Raw genomic sequence first — 17,864 nt, forward strand, 5'->3', positions numbered from 1 at the left:
TCTATTTTTTTATCAATTTAGCATTAGCTGTTTTATTGGTATCAGTTTTTATCGTCACCAAATAAGCTCCTTGTACCAAAGCCTGGGTATTAATCTTAGTCACTTTGTTTTTGGTTTTTATATTTTGAAGTTGCCTTCCGCTCATGTCATACAACAGAATATCAGCATCCTTAAAATCGAAGCCGATTTCTACGTAAGTATAATCAGAGACAGGATTTGGATAGATCTTGATATCGTATTTTTCAATCAGCTGGTCAACCTGTTTGTCGCCCAGCTTCACGATTTTCCAGTTTTCTTTGCCTAGTTCTTCTGCACTGGTTCCGGCAAGAATAATCGAACCATCTCTATTGAGCTTTAAGTCAGAAAGTCTTTCTTCTTTTTGTCTGGATTCTCCTTTGACGTGTTTTCTCCACTCCTCATTTCCATTCTGATCCAGATACAGCATCCAGAAGGTTTCATCATCGGTTTGAATTCTTCCTTCTGCCTGGGTGTAACCTCCCAACAGAATACCTTTAGACTTCTCGCTTCCATCTTCCGGCCTCCCACTTACCACACTCATGCCCATCAGGATGTCTCTGTTTTTGAAATTGTAGGATTTCTGCCATTGTTCATCGCCTTTTTCATTAAGAGCAATCAACCAAAGGTCTGTTCCTTCTTCAATGCCTACCGTTTTGTTTCCTGATCTTTCTGATCTGGATTCTCCACCAATGATAAAGCCAGTTGAAGTTAAAGCCAGAGTTCTCAAATGATCATCTCCTTTCCCTCCAAAGTTCTTTTCCCATTCTACTTTTCCGTTTTTGTCCAGCTTGACAATCCAGTAATCACCCTCACCAAAGTTTTCAGTTTGTTTCGAGTTTCGGGATATGGGATTCGGGTTTTGAACGTTTGATGCAGAACCCGAAACACGAACCTCGGAACTTCTCGAATAAATCCCCAGTAACGCTCCTCCATCTCTCGTTGGAATCATCTTTTCCACTTCATCTAAACCTTTTCCTCCTAAAATTAATTGAGAGAGTTCTTTTCCATTTTTATCGAGTCTGGTGATCCAGACATCTTTAGAACCATAGCCCTTTGCTGAATTCTGTACATTTCCGGCAACAAAAAATCCTAAGTCCGTAGTTTGAATAACAGCTCTCGCTTCTTCATCGGAAGAATTTCCCAACGTTTTCTGCCACAATTCATCACCGAATTCATCGATTCTGATCAGCCAGATATCTGAGCCTCCTTTGGAATCGTCTTTTTTGTCTAATCCTTTTCCGGAATAAGATGTTCCTGCTAACAGAAATCCTCCATCCTGAGTAGTAACGGTAGCCGACAGATAATCATGATTTTGTCCTGAGAAATATTTCTCCCAAACTTCTTGACCCTGTTGATTGAGTTTTACTAAATGAAAATCATAACCATTATTTTGCTTACTGCCTGAAGCTTGTTGCTTATTGCTTTGAATAGAACTTCCTGTGATAAGGTATTGTTGATCAATGGTTGTCGTGACCTGGCTTAGAAAATCCTGGGTAGAGGATTGGATGTCTTTTTGCCACACTACTTCCTGAGCAGATACGCCCAAGATTGTGCATAAAGTAAATGCACCGAGATAAAGTTTTCTCATTCCCGTGTTGTCGTTTTTTGAGTTAGTAATTAGTTTATTAAAAACGCAGCGAATTTAGTACTTTTTAAGACACAAAAATTGATATACTCCAACCTACTATAAATCATGCTATTAATAGTTAGATTTTCTTTATATTGTATTACAATTTGTATCATTATGATGCAAAAATATCTACTCACGGCGACAGAACCTGTCGTATTAAAAATAAAAAGGGCCAACTCAAAAGAATTGACCCTTCCAAAAAACATTAACTGTTTATTGATAGAATTATGATGTTTTATTTCCAGCCTCCACCTAAACTTTTATAGATGTCGACTACCGTGCTGAGCTGTTTTTGCTTTGCTTCGATAAGCTCCATTTTAGCATCTAAAGCATCTCTCTGATTCAAAAGAACTTCAAGATAATCTGCTCTTGAATTACGGAACAACTGATTGGCAATATCAATAGACTGATCCAGAGCTTTGGTTTCCTGTGATTTTAATTGATAATACTGGTCAATATTTTTAACTTTTGACATCAGATTGGCAACATCCAGATAAGCATTCAAAATGGTTTTGTCATATTCGTATAATGCCTGAACCTGTTTTGCATCTGCTGTCTGAAAATTAGCTTTTATTGCACTTTTGTTAATGAGTGGTCCAGCCAGCTCGCCTACAAGATTATAAGCAATCGATTCAGGTAATTTAACAAGATATGAAGGTTTGAAAGCCTCCAGCCCTAAGGTTGCAGAAATTTCCAAAGAAGGATAAAATTCTTTTCTTGCAGCTTCCACATCCAGTTTTGATGCCTTCAATTCCAGCTCTGCCTGTTTGATATCAGGACGGTTGGCTAATAACTGAGATGGGATTCCGGTATACACTGTGGGAGGAATGGTAGACATAAAGTTTTCCTTTGTTCTCACAATTGGCTGTGGATATCTTCCCAGTAAAGCATTAATTTCGTTTTCCTTCTCTGTGATCTGCTGGCGGATTGTATATTCGGCTGCTTTGGATTTCGCCAGTTCTGCTTCAAATTTCTTCACAGCAAGTTCCGTTGCAGCGGCAGCTTCTTTCTGAATTTTGGAAATTTCCAATGCTCTCTGCTGAAGCTTGATATACTGCTGTATAATATCCAATTGATTATCAAGAGCCAATAACTCATAATAATTATCCGCAACTTCTTCAATAAGATTAGACAAAACGAAATTTTTCCCTTCCACTGTAGAAAGATAATGAGCTACTGCAGACTCTTTTTCTGTTCTGAGTTTTTTCCAGATGTCAATCTCCCAGCTAGCGTTTAATCCTGCTTCAAAATTACCTAGCGGATCCGGCATTTCTTTTCCGGGTTCTATTTCTGTAGTAGCATCCCCTGCTCCTTCACTGGTATAACGGCCGGATTTTTTCAATCCTGCTCCTATTCCTGCAGAAACCGTTGGAGTTAATCTTCCTTTTTTAGCCAAAACACCACTTTTAGCAATTTCAATCTCCTGAAGTGTGATCAGAAGCTCCTGATTATTTTTCAAAGCAGTTTCAATAAGCGTTACCAGGTTTGGATCAGTAAAAAACTGTCTCCATGGCGTTGTTCCGCTATTGTTGTTAGCATCCTGCTGTTCTTCCTGATTAAAGTTCTGAGGAATATTTTCTTTTACCTCATCTTTTATAACAGTCGCCATCGGTGCCTTACAACTTGCAAGGACAAGTGATAAGGCAATGGCTGCGATTATATTTTTAGTCTTCGAATTTTCCATCATGTTCATAAGGTTCAGTTTGTTCTGTTAAAGGATTTTCTTCTTCATATCTGGCCAATCGTGACTTATCTGCAATTGTTCCGAAGATATAATACAGTCCAGGGATAATCATCAATCCGAAAATAGTCCCGATTAACATTCCTCCTGCTGCTGCAGTACCAATCGTTCGGTTACCAATCGCTCCAGGACCAGTTGCAATCACCAATGGAATCAATCCGGCAATAAAAGCAAATGATGTCATCAAAATCGGACGGAAACGGATAGCAGCTCCTTCAATTGCAGCTTTTGCCACAGGGATTCCTTCTTCTGCCTTTTTCTGAACGGCAAATTCTACAATCAACACGGCATTTTTACCCAGAAGTCCAATAAGCATGACCATGGCCACCTGTGCATAGATATTGTTTTCCAATCCTAATAATTTTAAGCATAAAAATGCTCCGAAAATACCTACCGGAAGGGATAAAATAACTGGTAGCGGAAGGATGAAACTTTCATACTGTGCAGAAAGGATCAGGTAAACAAATCCTAAACATACCAGGAAGATAAATACAGCTTCATTTCCACGGCTTACTTCATCTTTAGAAATACCCGCCCAGTCGATACCAAAACCTCTTGGAAGTGTTTTATCCGCAACTTCCTGAATGGCCTTGATCGCCTGTCCACTACTATATCCAGGTGCCGGAGTTCCGCTCACCTCTGCAGAGTTATACATATTATGTCTGGTAATTTCGGATAGTCCATATACTTTTTCCAATCTCATAAAGTCTGAGTATGGAACCATCTGATCTTTATCATTTTTAACATACAGCTTCAACAGGTCAGTTGGTAAGGCACGGTATTGAGGACCAGCCTGAACAATTACCTTATAGGGTCTATCAAAGCGGATGAAACTCGTTTCATAGTTGGACCCGATCAATGTAGAAAGGTTATCCATCGCTTTTTCAATCGTGACTCCTTTTTGTTCTGCAAGATCATTATCAATCTTCAGCATATATTGTGGGAAACTCGCAGAATAGAATGTAAACGCTGATCCCAATTCCGGACGCTTCTTAAGCTCCTTCACAAAGTCATTACTTACCTGCTCCATTTTATGATAATCTCCACTTCCCGCTTTATCCAGCAAACGAAGTTCGAAACCTCCTGCTGCTCCATATCCGGGAACGGAAGGCGGTTGGAAGAATTCTATATTAGCTCCCGGAATATTCTTGGCTTTTTCTTCCAGTTTTTCAATGATTTCTGCAGCGGATTCTTTACGTTCTTCCCAACTTTTAAGGTTGATCAGACAGGTTCCGGAGTTGGACCCGGTACCTTCCGTCAAAATTTCATAACCTGCAAGAGAAGAAACGGATTGTACGCCATCAATATCTTCAGATTCTCTCAAAAGTTCTCTGGCAATCTGATTGGTTCTTTCCAATGTAGATCCCGGAGGGGTTTGAATAATCGCATAGATCATCCCCTGATCTTCAGCCGGGATAAATCCTGAAGGTAAAGAGTTACTCAGGAAGAATGTACAGGCACAGAATGCTAATAGTAACGGCAGTGTTATTGTCTTTTTCGTCACTGTTTTATTCAGCATCTTCTCATATCTACCAGCTCCTTTTGTGAACAGGTTGTTGAATTTATCAAGGAAAATAGTAATAGGAGTTTTCTTTTTAGCCTTTCCATGATTATTTCTTAAGATCAAAGCACATAAAGCCGGCGTCAAAGTAAGCGCCACTACCCCTGATAAAATAATGGATGAAGCCATTGTAATAGAGAACTGACGGTAGAATACCCCAACCGGTCCGGACATAAATGCAATCGGAATGAATACCGATGCCATTACCAGCGTAATTGCGATAATTGCTCCACTGATCTCATGCATTGCTTCTTCGGTAGCCTTTAATGGAGAAAGGTGTTTTTCTTCCATCTTGGCGTGAACAGCTTCAATAACTACAATCGCGTCATCTACCACAACCCCGATCGCCATTACTAAGGCAAAGAGGGAAATCATATTCAGGGTAATTCCGAAAGCAGACATTACTGCAAATGTTCCTACCAATGAAACCGGAACGGCTAATGCAGGAATCAATGTTGAGCGCCAGTCTCCAAGGAATAAGAATACCACGATGGCAACTAAAACGAAAGCTTCAAATAAAGTGTGGATTACTTTTTCCATGGATGCATCCAGGAATCTTGAAACGTCATAACTGATATCGTAATGCATTCCCTTAGGGAAATTATTTTTTTCAAGATCTTTCATCAATGCTTTCACATTTTTGATAACGTCACTTGCATTGGATCCATAGGATTGTTTTACCGTGATTGCTGCTGAAGGTTTTCCGTTCAATGTAGAATAAATATCATACATGGAACTTCCAAACTCTATATCGGCAACATCTTTCAGTCTTACAGATTCTCCGTTCGGTTTTGCTTTTAAAATAATGTTTCCGTAATCTTTTTCATTATTGAAACGTCCTGGATATTTTAATACATACTCGAAAGACTGAGAGCGTTTTCCTGAACTTTCACCTGTTTTCCCAGGGGAAGCTTCCAAACTCTGCTCATTCAGAGATTCCATTACTTCATCTGCTGAAATATTATAAGCTGTTAATCTATCCGGTTTAAGCCAGATACGCATGGCATATTCACGGGTTCCCAGGATATCGGCAAAACCTACACCGCTTACCCTTCTCAATTCAGACATTACGTTGATATCGGCATAGTTGAAAAGGAATTTCTGGTCAGCTTTAGGATCATCACTGTACAGGTTAATATACATCAACATGTTGGGTTCTTCACGCGTGATCTTTACCCCTTCACGCACTACCAAAGGCGGAAGTTTATTTACCACTGAAGATACACGGTTCTGCACGTTTACTGCAGCTACATTGGGATCGGTTCCCAGATCAAATACAATCTGAATGGAAGCTTCCCCGTCATTTCCGGCATCCGAAGTCATATATTTCATACCTGGAACTCCATTTAATCCTCTTTCTAAGGGGATTACTACGGATTTAATCAACAATTCGTTGTTAGCTCCGGGATATTCTGCGGTGATATTTACTTTAGGCGGAGAGATGGATGGGAACTGGGTCACCGGAAGTTTTACCAATGACAGTATTCCCATAAATACAATAATCAATGAGATTACTATAGACAGAACTGGTCTGCGAATGAATTTCTTAAACATACTGCTTCATTTTAGAGACCACTACTCTGCTTTTAATTTCAATGATTGAAGAACTTTCTTAGGATCCTGGAATTTTGTTTTCACTTTTTGATCATCCTTTACTTTCTGAACTCCTTCCAGAAGAATCTGATCTCCTTTTGAAATTCCTGATCCTACTACATACAAATCCTGAAGTTCATAGGCAACTTTGATATTTCTGGATTTAGCCACTCCATTTTTATCAATTACAAATACATATTTCTGATCCTGAATTTCATAGGTTGCTTTCTGTGGAATGATCAATGCATTATGAACAGGCATTGACATCTGCACTTTTCCGGTTTCTCCGTTTCTCAGAAGTTTGTCCGGATTAGGGAATTTTGCACGGAAAGCAATATTTCCTGTTTCGTTATCAAATTCTCCTTCAATCGTCTGGATTTCTCCTTTTTGTGTATACATTTCTCCGTTTGCTGTAATCAGAGAAACCTGATTACTTCCTCTGTCTGCAGCATGAGTCTGATAGCTCAAATATTCAGGTTCAGAAACGTTGAAATAGGTGTAGATACTTGTATTATCTGATAACGAAGTCAACAAATCGCCTTCATCTACCAGACTTCCCAATTTCAGGGGAATTCTGTTAATAATACCTGAAAACGGTGCTTTGATATCAGTAAATGAAAGGTGGATCTGAGCCAGTTTCATTTCTGCATTGGCAGCATCCAGTTTGGCTTTTGCCATCGCTCTTTCATTTTTAGAAACGATGTTGTTTCCTGCCAATGTGCTAGCATTTTTCAGTTCAATAGAAGCCTGTTCTACTTCTGCTTTTGCTTTTAATAACTCTGCCTGATACAATTTAGGCATAATGCGGAACAATGTTTGTCCTGCCTGTACGTATTGTCCTTCATCTACAAAGATTTTTTCCAGGAAACCTTTTTCCTGAGCTCTCACTTCAATGTTTTTTACAGATTGAATCTGGGCTACGTATTCTTTGTTGATTACGGTATCCATTACCACAGGGGACGTCACCGGATAGACGGTAACTTCTTCTTTTTCTTCTTTTTTCTTATTGCAGCCAACCGCCAACAAAAGGGCACTTAGCGCAATTCCCGAAGCAACTCTTTTTATCATAATTCTAGAGTTTATATAATCGTTAATGTTTTGATAGAAATAAAAAACGGCAATAAAAGAGGTACGGTGTGATGATTACCGGCATACACAACGCGAGGGATTTCCACCTGTCATCAGGCAGAAAATAAATAGAACGGAGAAATTTTAGATTCTAATGGAGCGGATAAGAATAAATCTTTTGGTAGCTAAACCAAGAACAAAGCCATGAATATCCGGTTTGGACCGTTTGTAGCTTTTTAATCCAAAAATATAGACTAAAGAGAAAACTCCGGCAAAAACAATAACAGCCTGCCATACATCTGACAGCTGAAAATCATCTTCGGTAAGTTCTAAAGTGGAATTGTCTACATTATCGGCCATCTGCTGAACAGAGAGTTTTTCGAAAGTCTGATTCAGGCGGTTGGCTCTTTTTGGCATATGATGAGAAACATGACCGTTATAGTCGTTTCGGAGCGTTTTAACATCAAGTCTGCTTTCTACTACAAAGAGCAGAAAAAGACCGGTTAAAAAATATACTACGAAGTTTCTCATTTTGAAGTTGCAAATGTACACCCAGATTATGATATTATCATCATGGATTAACAAAATTTAACTCTTCTTTAAATTAGCTGAATATAAAAAAATGATAAATATTAAATATTTCGTTTATTCAAGCATAATTCGAGCAATCCTGACATCTCATCTGTGCAGGTTTCAATTTTCAAATATCAAGCCATTTTTTTTGATTTAAGGAAATTTTAATTTTAAAGTTGTTGCATTTTTGAACATTTTAGGTGGCTTAGTGCTCTATTTTGAAAATTTCATTCGTCAAACCTAAACTTTATCATGAATTATAATTATTAACATTAACTTATTGTTACTCTCTTCTTTTTGAATTATTTTTGCCGAAAATTAACACAACAAATGAAAAATGAAAAAAAACAACATTATACTTCTGAAAACAAGTTTGTTAAAAACCCTGAATTAACAACGGTTATCCTTAATTTTCGACAATAATTATTACTTTCTGTTTTGTGAATTTTGTTTCCAAAAACAGTGAGTTAAATTGTATAAAACTTTAATTTTCTGTTAGTTTATGAAAAATTAACATATATTTATTAAAAATATTTGTAAATTTATATAGCATTAACATCATAATTCATGAAACACTTTAAAATCACTTATCACTATGAAAAAATTATTATTACCAGTCCTTTTCGGATTGACCATTATTTCCCTAACAGCGTGTAAACATCCCGGAAAAGAAGCTGAAACCATTACTGCTGTTACTCCAGAAAATACAGATGACATTTCAAAAAATGTGTATGTTGACAGCTATGGAGAAAAAATAGAAGTTACTATCAACAACACCAAAAATACAGCAACGATACATTTAAACGGTAAAACTTTTGACCTTAAAAAAAGTGATGCTTTACCTGAATATACTGCCTCCAATGAAGAATATCAATATTCTGATATTAAAGGTAATATCACTTTCCTGAAAAAGAATGTTGATATGGTCCTGTTCCATCTTAAACAGGCAAAAAAAGAGTCTGGTCCTGCAAAAATGGCATCGTATTAGCATAGGGATTAGCAATTCAAATTAAAAAAATAAACATTATGAAAAGTTTATATTATTATTTATCGGCACTTGTTATCGCAACATTTTTAGTTGTTTCTTGTAAAACACAAAATGCTCAAAAAGCAACGACTGATATTACAGGAAAAACATGGAAACTTACAGAGCTTAACGGGAAGCCGATTGAACTGAAGAATCCTAAAAACAATCCTTATTTTAAACTTGAAATGGATGGTATGAGATATCAGGGACATGCTGGATGTAATGGTTTGGGAGGAACTTTTGAGATCAAACCTGAAATGATGAGAATCAAATTCAATCAGGGAATGTCTACGATGATGGCTTGCGAGGATCTTGATATTGAAAATCAATTTACCAAAGCAATTCTTGCAGCAGACAATTACTCTGTAAACGGAAATACGCTTACTTTAAATAAAGCAAGAATGGCTCCTTTAGCTAAATTTGTTCTTCAGTAATTGAATCTCACTTAAATAAAAATAGAATACGCCTCATCATGATGAGGCGTATTTTTTATATTGACATTTCTATTTTTTGTTGTTGTACTTTATATAGCAGATCAAAAGGCTGATATTCACAAGAACCGCAAATGCATTTGATATAATAATAGGGAGTTCGTCTTTTTCAAAACCATACCATACCCATAAAGAGAGTCCTGAAATCAGAACCAGGAGCATGAGTAAAGAAATATCTTCTACATTCTTTTCTCTGATTACCTTTATAAGTTGTGGAATCATTGAAACGGAAGTAAGAACTCCGGCTACTATACCTAATATATTTTCATTCATAAATTTTCACCTTGAATATCAATCCTAAGATACACTATTGAAATCTCTTCCATGAAACTTCTTCATGCAATGGAGTATCTTCTTCCATAAAACGGAACAGATCTCTTGAAAAATAGCACCCATTAAGAATTCCACGGGCACCAAGTCCATTAAAGACATAAAGATTACTGAAGGTATCATGTCTGCCGATGATAGGTCTTCTGTCTTTTACAGTCGGACGGAATCCAAAATGTACTTCCTCTACTTCAAAATCATAAGGATAAAACTCTGAAAGTCCTTTCACCAGTTGGGCAACTGCTGATTCATCAATATGATGGTGAAGCTGCTCTCTGTCATAAGTTCCTCCATAAAAATATAATCCGTTTCCGGTTGGAAATAAAAAGTGTTTCTTTTTAATAGTTATGTTTTCCGGAATCGGTTGAGAAAGCTTCACTTTTATGTGGTGACCTTTGTTCGGGTTTACTGTAATCTCTGAAAAATACGGATTATCCTTCACGCCCATTCCTTCACAGAAGATTATATTTTTGAAAGTAAAATCTTTATATACCGATTCAGATGGATTCAATTTTGAATAATCGAATTTTTCTTTTACCAGATGATCATTTTTTTCAAAATAATTGAATAAACCACTGAAAAACCCATTAACATTAAGTCTTGCAGATTGATTCACCTTTCCGGTAAGAAAGTCGTTATTTACTACATTTAAACGATCGAAATTTTGATCAAGAAAATGTGATAATTCTTCATTTGCCGATTTTTTCAACCATAAATTCTGTTCATTTTCATCATGGAAAATTCTGTGAATGGGAGCGTTGATCAAATAATTTTCTCCGGTATATGATTCTATTTCTTTAAGACTGTCTTTAAGAAAATCTATTTGCTCCTGTGCTTTCCAGAATGTGGTAAACTTCTTTAGAACAACAGGATTGATAATTCCTGCTGAAACCTGAGAAGCGCTTTTTCTTCCTTCCGTAAAGATCACAAAAGACTTGTTATTTTTAATCAGCTGATGAGCCAAGAAAAGCCCTGCATATCCGTCTCCTACAATAATATAATCTACATTTCTCATAATAAAAAAACCTGAGTAAAAATACTCAGGTTTTCTATAAATATCAAGTGAAATCTAGTAATTCCACATATCATTTTCCATTTCAAGAATCTGCGCTTTGATTCTATCGCTTTCTTCCAGTTGTTCATCGGCATTTTTAGGAATGTAATCCTTAATAGTACCGTCTCCTAAACCAGCTGAAGATTTATAAATGATAGAAGAGAATCTTCTTGCATTGATAACATCATCGAAAGATAAGTCAGCAGATGAATTTTTTCTATTGAAAACAAAATTGTTTGCTAAGATATCACGAGCACTTGGATAATAGATCCAGAATAGGTCAATAAGCTCATCATTACTTGCAATAGGCTTACCATCCGGACCAATAACTCCCTGTACTGCAGGATCTGGTCCCATTGCAGCAATACCAAGAGGTCTGTATTTCATTTGTCCATCTCTCTTATCAATAAACCACATACCCATGATTTTAAGAACTTTTACTTTATCAGTAGTTGTCTTAAATACGTCAGTATATTGCTTCTTTTCTGCTTCTGTAAGCTGTCTTCCAGAGTTTAAGATATCAATAGCAGCATCATTGATTATTACTTTTTCCAATCTCTTCTGAATTCCTTCCGGAGAAAGTTTTACAGTAAAGTTTTCATCGTCATATACCTGCTCAATCTTACCGCTCAAAGCAGCATCCAATAATAATTGGTACAGAGATCTTGTAGGTGTAGCAAGAAGACCATCCGGATTATCATAGTAGAATGGCTGGTTGATCTTATCATTCATATCAATGATCTCCCATACAAACATACTCTTAAGGATATCTTTGTCTTCAACAAAACCATATTCAAGAGGTTTTACTGTTTTATCTACAATAGTATCACCAACTTTCTGTTTGTTTTCTGCTCTCATCTGTCTGAACTCTTCCGGAGAAGCTGCGTTCAGAATAGTCTGGGAAAAAGCAAATCCCGAAACTAATACTAAAAGGGTGCTAATATATTTTTTCATAATAAATTACAATTTTAGTCCTATTGAACATTAATGATTATAGGAGTAATGTTTTTAATAATCTGACCGTCAAGACCCTGAGCTGTCGCTTTAATATCAAAGATAGAAACCACATCTCCCGTTCTCAGATTCTTCACTAAACCTGCTGCTTCATCCAGAGAATTACCATGAACAAGAAGCGCTGCTCTACCTGGTACTCTTACCATAAACTGAGTTACAGTAAACGAAACAGGGAAGTCAAAGTCAGGAATTGCTGCCTGAACAGACTGGTTAGGAATAGAAGTTGCCGGCATAGACAATACATTCTGTCCTCTCATTTCTCCTCTTGGAGGCGGAACGTTCTTAATTCTGTATTCAAATACCTGAGATACTGATTTTCCATAAGGATCAATTCCTGATAGTGTTAATTTAACAACATTACCTGAAGTTGGTTTCACACTCCATTTACCTGGACCTGTACTTCTTACAGATGCACCCGGAGCAGATAATGAAAGTTTAGAATTATCAGCACCTAAGATTGATCCTGAAACAGGGTTCTCAAGTCCTCTGTACATTACATTCATTTTGTCTGCAGCAAGTAATAAACCTTTTTCAAGTTTTACTTCTCTTGGTCCTGCAATTACATTATAAGTATGAGTCCAAGGGAAAGATTGTGGCTTACCAGAAGCATCCGTTAACGTAATAGTACCTCCCAATTTATGTTCACCTATTCCAGAACCAGAAATAGCGATAGAACCTTTACCATTTTCTACTTTACTTACTCCAGAAATACTGATCTTATTGCTGTTAGAATAAGTACCTAACATTACTTTTACTTCAGCCTGTTTTCCTGCCTGGATATCAATCGGACCTGAAACGATAGGCTCGTAGCTTGAGAACTTAATACTCGCATCTACTTTTTCCTGAAGTAATAGTGCCAATGCATCAGACTGAACGTTTCTGGCATCATTTTGGATAATCTCCAAGTTAGATATTGCAGCAATTAGCGGCTGATGATAAAATTTATTCTGGAACCAAGTCTTTTCATTTGGAGACGTTCCTTTCGGATATTCTGCAATAAGAGACTTGTTAGCTCTTGCAACTAAATCCTGTAACTGAGCATTGTTTCCAAAAGTAGCATTGATGTAGTTTCTTACGTCATCAATTTTAGCTTTCAGGTCTAATGCATTCTTAGATGGAGTATTTTCATCTCCTTCTTTAAAGAAATATTCAGTAGTAGCTTCATTATTGTTCAATGCAGCAAAGTTTTCACTTACATCAATATCTTTTCCTGTTTGAGGATCTTTGTCGTGAAACTCAGATTGTTTTTTCAACAAATCTTTAATATCCTGAGCAGATTTCACCAATGCATCAATTTTGGTTTTCAATACTTTGTACTGAGACCAAGGCTGCGCATAGGTATCCGGAACTTGCTGGGCCTTAGCTTCCAACGTTCTTTCAAAAATCTTCTCGTTCTTTTTTTCTGTTAAAGTTCTGGTTTCATTCAATGCTCTGGTAGAGTCATAGTATGATCTGATGATTTCTGCATCAATATTTAGGGCCATCATCGCGATGAACACCAAATACATTAGGTTGATCATCTTCTGACGAGGGGTCTGTTTTCCTTGTGCCATTCTCTTTTCTTTGTTTTTTGATTAAGTAGTTAAATTTAGAAATGGTTAGGAATTAAGACTTCATAGCAGTTAGCATACCACCATAAACTCTATTTAAGTTATTAAGATTAGATGTTAAACCTTGTAGCTCTTGGTTGAATTTCTCAGATTGCTCTGCAGATTTCTGCATATCTGCAACATACTTGTTAGCAAATTCAGATTGTCTCTTACCGCTTTCAAGTTGCATTGCATAAAGAGCATTCATGCTTTCCATGTGTTGAGCTGCTTTATTTAATTGGTCGTTATATTTATGAGTAGAAGCAGATACGTCTACAGTTTGATTGATCTGATCAACAGAGTTTGAGAATTTATCAATTCCTGTTCTTAATCTTTCAAATAATTGAACGTCTAATCTAGCATCTTCAAGCATTTTATCCAATTTGTTAGAAAGAGAGTTTTCTAATTCAGCAAATTGAGCACTTGTATTTTTAGTTGTTACATTAGAGTGTAAAGGATTTGGATTAGCATGTTTATCTAATAACTCAGGATAAACATTTTCCCAAGCATAAGACTCTTCAGTTTTTGGAGGGTCAAATGCAAAGATGATAAAGATAATCGCCTCGGTAATAAGTCCTACGGTAAGAGCGATGTTACCGTTAATAGGTCCCAAGGTAATGTGAGTAATTTTAAGCCAAGCTCCAAGAATTACAATTGCAGCACCGAATGAATAAAAGAAATTCATCCAAGCATCTTTAGTCTTAAACATATTGAGTTAGTTTTTTTAATGTTAAATAAAATTGTTATTGAAAAATTGTCTGATTAATTTCTGTTAACTCTTCTTGGTTTAACAGCTGCTTCAGGAATGTCCTGAACAGTTCTGAATCCGATATAGCTTCTTGCGGAATCTTTTCTTTCCCAATCTCTAGCACCTGTCATTAGTGCATATCCTATATCTTTCCAAGATCCACCTCTTACAGATTTCTTCGTATCCAACTTATCTTTAGTAGAAGGATTTAATGTAGAAGAGAATCCTGAAGAAGAATTGTTAAATGAAGATAGTGTCCATTCAGAAACGTTTCCAGCCATATCAAATAACCCAAACCCATTTTTCTTAAATTTCTTAACTGGAGCTGTATATGTATAAGTACCTTTTTTCTCGTCTTCCATATAGTTACCTCTTTTCGGCTTAAAGTTAGCCAGGTAGCAACCTCTGTCGTCCATTAAATATGGACCACCCCAAGGGTAAGTAGCATTTTGCATACCTCCTCTTGCAGCATATTCCCATTCAGTTTCTGTTGGAAGACGGAACTCTAATGGTCTTTGTTTTTTTCTTTTTAAACTTTCGTTGTAATCTGTTTTCAATTTAGATCTGAAGTTACAATAAGCCCTTGCCTGATCCCAGGTAACCCCAACAACAGGATAGTCTTTGTAAGCCTTGTGCCAGAAATACTGTTCAAACAATGGCTCATTGTAAGCAAAGTGGAAATCTTTTACCCAAACTGTAGTATCAGGATAGATCGCGATACTTTCGCTTTTCAGGTAGTTAGCTCCTCTTTCGTTATCTGCAACTGCAGCGTCCATATCTCCCCAACGGTAAGTATATTTCAGCTTGCTGACATCTAAAATTCTTTCGTTTCCGATTCTTGAAGAAGAAGGTAGATACAGAGATTCTAGAACTTCTGCGTATTCTACATCCGGATATTTTGATGTGCTCCAGTGTAAAGGAATTTTCCAATCTAATCTTTTGCTGGCATCATAGCTTCCGTCTTCTCGGCCACCCTGGCCTTCCATATATTCTTGATAAGGTGTTAAATTTTCTTCTTTTTTAGCAAGGTATGCATAATCTCCTATTGCTGCTCCTTTACGTCCGCCTTCATCACCACCTTCTCCGGCAGCTTCAGCAAGTAAAGTTCTCGCGATAGAGTCTCTTACATAATTGATAAATACTCTGTACTCCGAGTTGGTAGTTTCTGCTTCATCCATGAAGAAAGAAGAAACAGTAACTGTCTTCAATGCTGCTTTTTCAGGAGTATTTGTTGGATCCTGGTCTGCTAAACCAGCAACAAATGAACCTGCAGGAATTGCAACCATTCCGTATGGTCTTTCCGCAACAAATGATTTAGTTTTTTCTCTTGGTATCAATTCTCCTTTTGTTCCTGGCTTCCCTACAGAAGAGCTGCCACCACCTGAACAAGATACCGATGCTACCGACGCAGACAATAATAAAAGAAATATCCTTTTCATGTTAATTTTTATAATTAAGCCGTAAATATATAATTTTTTTAAGAAACTTTTAAGATTTTTTTTGAAATAACGGAAGAAATCTAAATTTATTTTATTTACAACAACTTTTTATTCCACGGTAACAGATTTTGCAAGGTTTCTCGGTTGATCTACGTTGGCTCCTCTATATACTGCTATATAATAAGCAAGCAGTTGCAGAGGTACGGAAGCAACGATTGGAGAGAAACATTCTGAAGTTTCAGGGATTTCGATAACATAATCTGCCATTTCACTCACCTGACGGTCTCCTTTATTAACTACAGCGATAATTTTTCCTTTTCTCGCTTTAATTTCCTGAACGTTACTTACAATTTTATCATAGTGGCCTTTTCTAGGTGCTATAATTACAATTGGCATATTTTCGTCGATCAGGGCAATTGGACCGTGCTTCATTTCTGCAGCCGGGTATCCTTCTGCATGGATATAAGAAATTTCTTTTAATTTTAAGGCTCCTTCTAAGGCTGCAGGATAATTGTATCCTCTTCCTAAGTAAAGGAAATTGGTAGCTTTCACAAAATCTTTTGCAATATTCTGCGTAAGCTCATGAGTGGTATTCAACACTTCTTCAATTTTCTTAGGAATAGCATCAAGCTCAGCGATTAAGCTCATAAATTCAGCGTTTCCTAAGTTTCCGTTGTGTTTTCCTAATTTAAATGCAATTAAAGTAAGAATGGTAAGCTGTGCCGTAAATGCTTTGGTAGAAGCAACTCCAATTTCAGGACCAGCATGGGTATATGAACCAGCATCTGTAATTCTTGCAATAGAAGAATCCACCACATTACATATACCATATATAAATGCACCTTTTTCTTTTGCTAACTTTAAAGCAGCCATAGTATCAGCTGTTTCTCCAGATTGAGAAATGGCAATCACCACATCTTTATCTGTAATGATTGGGTTTCTGTATCTGAACTCTGATGCATATTCTACTTCCACAGGAATTCTTGCATATTCTTCTATCAGATATTCTCCGATAAGACCGGCATGCCATGAAGTACCACAAGCGATGATAATAATTCTGTTAGCATTTTTGAATCGTTCAACGTGATCCCAGATTCCAGCCATTTTAATTACGCCTTCATCTACAAGAAGCCTACCTCTCATAGTATCATGTACAGATTTAGGCTGTTCAAAGATTTCTTTAAGCATAAAGTGCTCATATCCACCTTTCTCGATTTGCTCAAGACTCAACTTAAGTTCCTGGATTTCAGGCTCAATCTTAGAGTTTTCATTGATGGTTCTGATATCTACTCCATTTTCCAGAGAGATTGTTGCCATATGTCCTTCTTCAAGATATATAGCTTCTTTTGTAAATTCTACGAAAGGAGAAGCATCAGATGCAATAAAATATTCTTTATCTCCGATTCCGATTGCTAAAGGAGATCCTAATCTTCCTACAACCAATACTCCAGGATAATCTTCATGAAGTACAGTGATTGCATAGGCACCATATACTTCATTCAATGCATATCTCACTGCAGTTGGGAAATCGATATCCGGATTAAGATCCATAAAATATTGGATAAGGTTCACCAGTACTTCAGTATCTGTTTCTGATTTAAAAGTAAAACCTTTCTCAGTAAGCATTGTTTTAATGGTATCATAGTTTTCAATAATACCATTATGTACAATTGCAATTTTTCCGTTGTTTGACAAGTGCGGGTGGGAATTTCTATCACTTGGAACTCCGTGGGTAGCCCAACGGGTGTGTCCCATTCCAATTTTAGACGTTCCTTTTAGTCCTTTTGAAATATTCACCAAATCCTCCACTTTACCCTTTGTTTTTTCTACTTCCAGCTTATTCTCTGGTCCTTCTAAAACAATTCCGGCACTGTCATACCCTCTATATTCCAATCTTCTAAGACCATTAATTACAATTTCATAAGCGTCTTGAAAACCTGTATATCCTACTATTCCGCACATATTTTATTTTGTCTAGTGTTGTTTGTTTA

At 36.8% G+C, this 17,864-nt stretch carries 14 protein-coding genes; 2 read left to right on the forward strand and 12 right to left on the reverse strand.

Annotation, left to right across the window (positions count from 1 at the left end; all coding sequences use genetic code 11):
* Position 1 precedes the first annotated feature (1 nt).
* The 5 genes from ACMA47_RS11900 to ACMA47_RS11920 all read right to left on the reverse strand — a co-directional run bounded on the left by ACMA47_RS11900 (position 2) and on the right by ACMA47_RS11920 (position 8,142).
* A complete protein-coding gene (locus ACMA47_RS11900; RefSeq protein WP_413929953.1) occupies positions 2 to 1,606 on the reverse strand; it encodes a T9SS type A sorting domain-containing protein in 1,605 nt (534 codons plus the stop codon).
* Positions 1,607 to 1,883: 277 nt separating this feature from the next.
* Positions 1,884 to 3,341 carry a TolC family protein gene (locus tag ACMA47_RS11905; protein WP_253316906.1) on the reverse strand — a complete coding sequence of 486 codons (1,458 nt, stop codon included), beginning with the start codon at positions 3,339 to 3,341 and terminating at the stop codon, positions 1,884 to 1,886.
* Positions 3,313 to 6,504, reverse strand: coding sequence for an efflux RND transporter permease subunit (locus ACMA47_RS11910; protein WP_413929954.1), 3,192 nt, complete (start codon positions 6,502 to 6,504; stop codon positions 3,313 to 3,315). Before ACMA47_RS11910 ends, ACMA47_RS11905 begins: the two co-directional genes overlap by 29 nt.
* A gap of 21 nt (positions 6,505 to 6,525) precedes the next feature.
* The gene (locus ACMA47_RS11915; protein WP_047428612.1) at positions 6,526 to 7,608 is read right to left on the reverse strand and encodes an efflux RND transporter periplasmic adaptor subunit; all 1,083 of its coding nucleotides are present in this window, start codon (positions 7,606 to 7,608) and stop codon (positions 6,526 to 6,528) included.
* A gap of 147 nt (positions 7,609 to 7,755) precedes the next feature.
* Positions 7,756 to 8,142, reverse strand: coding sequence for a hypothetical protein (locus ACMA47_RS11920; protein ID WP_079240570.1), 387 nt, complete (start codon positions 8,140 to 8,142; stop codon positions 7,756 to 7,758).
* 637 nt (positions 8,143 to 8,779) lie between these two features.
* Between ACMA47_RS11920 and ACMA47_RS11925 the strand changes: the two genes are divergently transcribed.
* The gene (locus ACMA47_RS11925) at positions 8,780 to 9,172 is read left to right on the forward strand and encodes a multicopper oxidase domain-containing protein (RefSeq protein ID WP_034693729.1); all 393 of its coding nucleotides are present in this window, start codon (positions 8,780 to 8,782) and stop codon (positions 9,170 to 9,172) included.
* A 38-nt stretch (positions 9,173 to 9,210) separates the two neighbouring features.
* Positions 9,211 to 9,645 carry an META domain-containing protein gene (locus ACMA47_RS11930; protein WP_034693726.1) on the forward strand — a complete coding sequence of 145 codons (435 nt, stop codon included), beginning with the start codon at positions 9,211 to 9,213 and terminating at the stop codon, positions 9,643 to 9,645.
* Positions 9,646 to 9,714: 69 nt separating this feature from the next.
* Here the strand turns inward: ACMA47_RS11930 and ACMA47_RS11935 are convergent, their stop codons facing one another.
* The 7 genes from ACMA47_RS11935 to glmS all read right to left on the reverse strand — a co-directional run bounded on the left by ACMA47_RS11935 (position 9,715) and on the right by glmS (position 17,835).
* Entirely contained in the window at positions 9,715 to 9,975 is a 261-nt protein-coding gene (locus ACMA47_RS11935) for a SemiSWEET transporter (RefSeq protein ID WP_079240567.1), read from the reverse strand.
* Between the two features lie 34 nt (positions 9,976 to 10,009).
* The gene (locus ACMA47_RS11940) at positions 10,010 to 11,044 is read right to left on the reverse strand and encodes an NAD(P)/FAD-dependent oxidoreductase (protein WP_413929955.1); all 1,035 of its coding nucleotides are present in this window, start codon (positions 11,042 to 11,044) and stop codon (positions 10,010 to 10,012) included.
* A gap of 54 nt (positions 11,045 to 11,098) precedes the next feature.
* Positions 11,099 to 12,037, reverse strand: coding sequence for a gliding motility protein GldN (gene gldN, locus ACMA47_RS11945; RefSeq protein WP_413929956.1), 939 nt, complete (start codon positions 12,035 to 12,037; stop codon positions 11,099 to 11,101).
* Positions 12,038 to 12,057: 20 nt separating this feature from the next.
* Entirely contained in the window at positions 12,058 to 13,650 is a 1,593-nt protein-coding gene (locus ACMA47_RS11950; protein WP_413929957.1) for a GldM family protein, read from the reverse strand.
* A 52-nt stretch (positions 13,651 to 13,702) separates the two neighbouring features.
* Positions 13,703 to 14,395 (reverse strand): gliding motility protein GldL, encoded by a 693-nt coding sequence (gldL, locus tag ACMA47_RS11955; RefSeq protein ID WP_079240564.1) that lies wholly within the window; start codon positions 14,393 to 14,395, stop codon positions 13,703 to 13,705.
* Positions 14,396 to 14,448: 53 nt separating this feature from the next.
* On the reverse strand, positions 14,449 to 15,873 hold the full coding sequence (gene gldK / locus ACMA47_RS11960; protein ID WP_413929958.1) for a gliding motility lipoprotein GldK: 1,425 nt from the start codon (positions 15,871 to 15,873) through the stop codon (positions 14,449 to 14,451).
* A gap of 108 nt (positions 15,874 to 15,981) precedes the next feature.
* A complete protein-coding gene (glmS, locus tag ACMA47_RS11965; protein ID WP_034693705.1) occupies positions 15,982 to 17,835 on the reverse strand; it encodes a glutamine--fructose-6-phosphate transaminase (isomerizing) in 1,854 nt (617 codons plus the stop codon).
* Positions 17,836 to 17,864 lie beyond the last annotated feature (29 nt).

The organism is Chryseobacterium sp. T20, assembly GCF_047345655.1.
Lineage (GTDB): Bacteria > Bacteroidota > Bacteroidia > Flavobacteriales > Weeksellaceae > Chryseobacterium.

Coding starts and splice junctions, on each gene's coding strand:
- ACMA47_RS11900 (WP_413929953.1), bottom strand. CDS start 1,606: ATGAGAAAACTTTATCTCGGTGCATTTACTTTATGCACAATCTTGGGC.
- ACMA47_RS11905 (WP_253316906.1), bottom strand. CDS start 3,341: ATGAACATGATGGAAAATTCGAAGACTAAAAATATAATCGCAGCCATT.
- ACMA47_RS11910 (WP_413929954.1), bottom strand. CDS start 6,504: ATGTTTAAGAAATTCATTCGCAGACCAGTTCTGTCTATAGTAATCTCA.
- ACMA47_RS11920 (WP_079240570.1), bottom strand. CDS start 8,142: ATGAGAAACTTCGTAGTATATTTTTTAACCGGTCTTTTTCTGCTCTTT.
- ACMA47_RS11925 (WP_034693729.1), top strand. CDS start 8,780: ATGAAAAAATTATTATTACCAGTCCTTTTCGGATTGACCATTATTTCC.
- ACMA47_RS11930 (WP_034693726.1), top strand. CDS start 9,211: ATGAAAAGTTTATATTATTATTTATCGGCACTTGTTATCGCAACATTT.
- ACMA47_RS11935 (WP_079240567.1), bottom strand. CDS start 9,975: ATGAATGAAAATATATTAGGTATAGTAGCCGGAGTTCTTACTTCCGTT.
- ACMA47_RS11940 (WP_413929955.1), bottom strand. CDS start 11,044: ATGAGAAATGTAGATTATATTATTGTAGGAGACGGATATGCAGGGCTT.
- gldN (WP_413929956.1), bottom strand. CDS start 12,037: ATGAAAAAATATATTAGCACCCTTTTAGTATTAGTTTCGGGATTTGCT.
- ACMA47_RS11950 (WP_413929957.1), bottom strand. CDS start 13,650: ATGGCACAAGGAAAACAGACCCCTCGTCAGAAGATGATCAACCTAATG.
- gldL (WP_079240564.1), bottom strand. CDS start 14,395: ATGTTTAAGACTAAAGATGCTTGGATGAATTTCTTTTATTCATTCGGT.
- gldK (WP_413929958.1), bottom strand. CDS start 15,873: ATGAAAAGGATATTTCTTTTATTATTGTCTGCGTCGGTAGCATCGGTA.
- glmS (WP_034693705.1), bottom strand. CDS start 17,835: ATGTGCGGAATAGTAGGATATACAGGTTTTCAAGACGCTTATGAAATT.